Origin of the sequence: Porphyromonas sp. HMSC065F10 (genome assembly GCF_001808555.1) — a bacterium.
In the GTDB taxonomy this organism is placed as follows: Bacteria; Bacteroidota; Bacteroidia; order Bacteroidales; family Porphyromonadaceae; genus Porphyromonas_A.
Window position 1 is genome coordinate 1 of the sequence record NZ_KV793770.1, and the last position, 4,450, is coordinate 4,450.

Annotated in this window: 2 protein-coding genes; both read left to right on the top strand. The window is 39.6% G+C overall.

What is annotated here, in order from left to right; all coding sequences use genetic code 11:
• Positions 1 to 664 precede the first annotated feature (664 nt).
• Positions 665 to 2,869 (top strand): peptidase domain-containing ABC transporter, encoded by a 2,205-nt coding sequence (locus HMPREF2890_RS02865; protein ID WP_070465045.1) that lies wholly within the window; start codon positions 665 to 667, stop codon positions 2,867 to 2,869.
• Positions 2,870 to 2,872: 3 nt separating this feature from the next.
• Complete coding sequence (locus HMPREF2890_RS02870) at positions 2,873 to 4,189, top strand: HlyD family secretion protein (RefSeq protein ID WP_070465047.1); 1,317 nt, start codon at positions 2,873 to 2,875, stop codon at positions 4,187 to 4,189.
• Positions 4,190 to 4,450 lie beyond the last annotated feature (261 nt).

Genomic DNA, 4,450 nt, shown 5'->3' on the forward strand with positions numbered 1-4,450 from the left:
ATAAACCAAATCGTCTGTACGTGCAAGTCTTCTCATCTAGATGCAGTAAATACAGCTTTCTTCTCAGATTTTTTAGGGCCCAAAGTTTTATAGGCTCTTGGAAAGCAAACAAAGTAATTAAATCTACTGCTTTATTCATGTTTGAGGATATAAATGAGAAGGTTACGAGGGACTATTCTTTGTCCATTTAGTTGATGTCACAAGGCTTGTTTTAAGTTATTGATTCAGATTCGACATCGATAATAGTCGACGATTTGACGTCATATTGTACTAAGCAGGAATATATGATTTGCACAGCTATAAGGGATTTTTGAGATGCCTAATCAACTAACAAACTAATTCAATATGAGAAAATTTAAAACACTAAACAACAAGCAGATGACTCCTGTTAAAGGAGGTGGAGAGTCTAAAATCTCTACGTGTACAGAGGCTGGAGATACATTGTGTTGTACTCCAACTGTAGGTAAAGTGGTTTTGTGTATCACTCATGAACAAATATGCCCTAAAGGGGTTGTTGTGAAGTGTGGTAGCAACTACTCTATTGCCTGTATGTCCGTGACAATTACCCCCAAAAATTAAACGGACAAGATAAAGGAACGCCATGTCTTTGTCTACCTCATATGCAAAAGAACTCTCTAGATTTTTTAACCCGTAAATAATCACAATGGATATATTCCGACAGCGAGATGCGATGGATTGTGGTCCTGCATGTCTTGTGATGATCTGTAGTCACTATGGATGTCGATTTCCCATAGAACGAGTGCGAGAGTTATGTCATATCACAAGGACGGGCGTTTCTTTATTGGGGATTAGTGAAGCTGCTGAAACATTGGGCCTGCGTACGCAAGGGATCTCATGTTCACTAGACTCTCTACTTGAAGTTGAGTTGCCCATTATTCTTCATTGGCAACAACGACACTTTGTCGTTTTGTACAAGATCGAAAAGAAGCGAGGCAAGTATATATACCATATCGCCGACCCGGCATTAGGAAAGGTTAAGCTTACAAAAGAGGAATTTTCCGTTGCTTGGTTAACCTCTATTGAAGATAGTACGCCACTTGGAGTAGCTCTCTTATTGTCACCAACCCCAGAGTTTCAAAAACAAAGAGAAGATACTATCCAAGACCAAAAGAGCCTTAGACGCCAAGGATTGTCACACTTCGTTTTTTACTTAAAACGTTATCGACAAGAACTTGGGTATGTGTTTTTATGTCTTTTGGTTACTAGTCTACTTCAGCTCGTATTTCCGTTCTTAACTCAAAGTCTTGTTGATGTTGGAATTAGGAATAGTGATTTGAACTTCATCACATTAGTCTTGATAGCTCAATTCATTTTATTTCTCTCTCAACTATCTGCTGGATTTGTTCGCTCATGGCTAATGCTCCATGTGAACTACCGAGTCAACATTCTCTTTATTTCTGACTACCTAGCGAAGCTAATGCGACTTCCTATTAGGTTCTTTGATTCCAAAAATGTAGGGGACATTTTACAAAGGATTTCAGACAATAGCCGAATACAGAACTTTCTCACAGGCTCATCTATTGGGACGCTCTTTTCATTCGTCAGCTTCATTATTTTTGCGATTGTACTTGGAGTCTATAGCCTACCAATATTGGCTCTATTCTTATTAGGGAATACCCTCTATATTGTTTGGGTTATCAGCTTTATGAAATACCGTCGCGAAATTGATAATCGACGTTTTGCTCAAGCAGCAGCAGAGCAGTCTAATCTCTACCAACTTGTCACAGGAATGCAAGAAATCAAGCTCAACAATAATGAACAAGAGAAGCGATGGGAGTGGGAGCGAATACAAGTGAAACTTTACAAGATCGGAATTAAAGGACTGGCATTGGGTCAGGTGCAGCAAGTAGGGACCATATTCTTTAGCCAAACCACCAATCTATTGGTAACATTCATCGCAGCCCGTTCTGTCGTAAATGGAGAGATGACTCTTGGTATGATGATGGCACTCACTTATATCATAGGGCAGCTTTCGGCACCCGTTGAGCAGTTTATTGGATTTGCGCAATCTCTTCAAGATGCTAGAATCAGTATCGACCGCTTGAATGAGATAAATAGTAAGCAAGACGAGATAACACTTGATACTCCGATGAGGAGCGATTTACCAGAAGATGAGAGCATATACGTTGAACAAATTAGTTTTAACTACGAAGGATCTGATAGAGATTATGTCCTTAAAGGACTCTCCCTAACTATACCACAAAATAAAGTCACCGCAATTGTCGGAGCTAGTGGAAGTGGTAAAACAACACTTCTCAAATTGTTACTTGGTTTTTACCCGCCTCAAATAGGTGAAATTCGTATTGGGAATACACCTTTAGCTCAGATTAATCCACACTTTTGGAGAGCGCAGTGTGGCGCAGTTATGCAAGAGGGCTACATATTTTCTGATACAATTGCGCACAATATCGCAATGGAGCGCAATGTAGATACATCTCGGTTGATAGATGCAATAGAAACAGCTAATCTCAAAGACTATATTGATGGGCTTCCACTTGGGGTAAACACAAAGATTGGGATGGATGGTAATGGCCTAAGCCAAGGTCAGCGACAACGTATCTTAATAGCACGAGCAGTATACAAACGACCACGCTATATTTTCTTAGATGAAGCGACCAATTCACTAGATGCCAATAATGAACAGCAAATAATGCAACATCTCAAGTCGTTTTACAATGGAAGGACTGTTGTAATTGTGGCTCATAGATTAAGCACAGTCAAAGATGCAGACAACATCATTGTTTTAGATCAAGGAGAGATTGTTGAACAAGGAACACATACAGAACTAATAGCACAACAGAGCTACTATTATATGCTAGTACACAATCAACTTGAGTTAGGGTCATAAATTATGTCAGAACGAAAGATTGAAATCCTTGACTATAGTCCTGAAGTTCAAGATGTTTTAGGCAGAGTGCCATCTCCAATTTTGAAAATCACTCTGACTGTTTTGATTCTAATAGTAGTCATTATATTCATCGGTAGCATAGTTTTTCGTTACCCCGATACAGTAACGGGGGAAATCAAAATATCATCATCAACACCGACTCAAGTCATTGTGGCTCAAACAGCTGGGTATTTAGACGAGTTAGATCCTTTAAGAGATAAAGCGATTCAAACAGGCGATATTATCGCATCTATTCAAAACACAGTCAATACTCAAGAGGCTATAACTCTTAAAAAAGTCGCATTGCGCGTGGATACCGCTATTTCCACAAGCATTGTAACTCCCGAGCTCTTATCGACATGTTTGTCTTTTCAACCCAAAACCTTAGGCAGTCTATCCGATGCTTACAATCAATGGATAGAAGAAGTGCAAAGTTATTTAGACTTTATACAACAAGACTACCGTAAGACTCGTATCAATCTCCAAAGAGATCTGATTGAACTACAGTCAAAGAGAAAAGAAGGGTCACAAAAGCAAGCGCAAATTATGGGCGATAGGTACCTAATCGCTAAAGAACAATTCCGACGAGACAGCTTGCTACATACCCAGGGAATTCTTTCCGATGAGGAATACGAATCTGCAAAAGCCCTATATAAACAAGCTCAACATAGCATTGTAGACTTCTCACAATCTCTGATTTCTGCACAACAAGGGATTGTCGAAAGTGAGATTTCCCTAAGCGATTTAGAAAAAAGCTTCAAGGAGGAAATGCTTCAACACCACAGATTATTAGCAAGCTATACGAGAGATTTATTAGTCTCTATTTCCAATTGGGAAAAAACCTACCTTTTATTAAGTCCCATTTCTGGCACTTTAAATTATTGGGGAAATCGTTACAATCATCAATATGTGCAGGTTGGTGAGCCTATCTTTAGTGTAGATCCCCTAGAGACCTCTACTCCACATGGATCAATGACGGTAACACCCAATAAGGCGGGTAAAATAGCCGTAGGACAAAAAGTATTGATACGTCTATCAAACTATCCAGATGAAGAATTTGGTTTTATAACTGGAGAGGTCGCAAATATCTCTACTCTTCCAGACAAAGATGGAAACTATAGAGTAGATATTCTACTTCCCAAGAATCTCACAACAAGTTATGGAAGAAATCTTCCTATTCAAAGAGAGTTGCAAGGAACCGGAGAGATTGTAACTGCTAACTACCGACTGATAGAGCGTTTTATTATGCCGATTCGTAAGATGATAAACCAAAGGACATAGTTAGTAACTTCCTCATATCAAAGGGCGTGATTACTCCTTAATCAGGTGAGAGAGTGTCGGGTCAGCTTTGATACGAGCAGTCTCAGAGTTTACGAGGGATAGCACCTCTTGCTTAACTTGGCAATAATTGGCTTAGGTCGTCTTAAGGTTTCCCTTACCATCGAAGCCTAAAACGATGGCAAGCTTCCCCGCCTCTTGCTGGTTCTTTACCTCGGTGCGATCCTCTAAAACCAGCACGTAGTTGTCATTGCTATTTGCTTC

Bases quoted from the DNA above. Each gene is read 5' to 3' on its own strand.
- HMPREF2890_RS02870 (WP_070465047.1), top strand. From the start codon at position 2,873: ATGTCAGAACGAAAGATTGAAATCCTTGACTATAGTCCTGAAGTTCAA.
- HMPREF2890_RS02865 (WP_070465045.1), top strand. From the start codon at position 665: ATGGATATATTCCGACAGCGAGATGCGATGGATTGTGGTCCTGCATGT.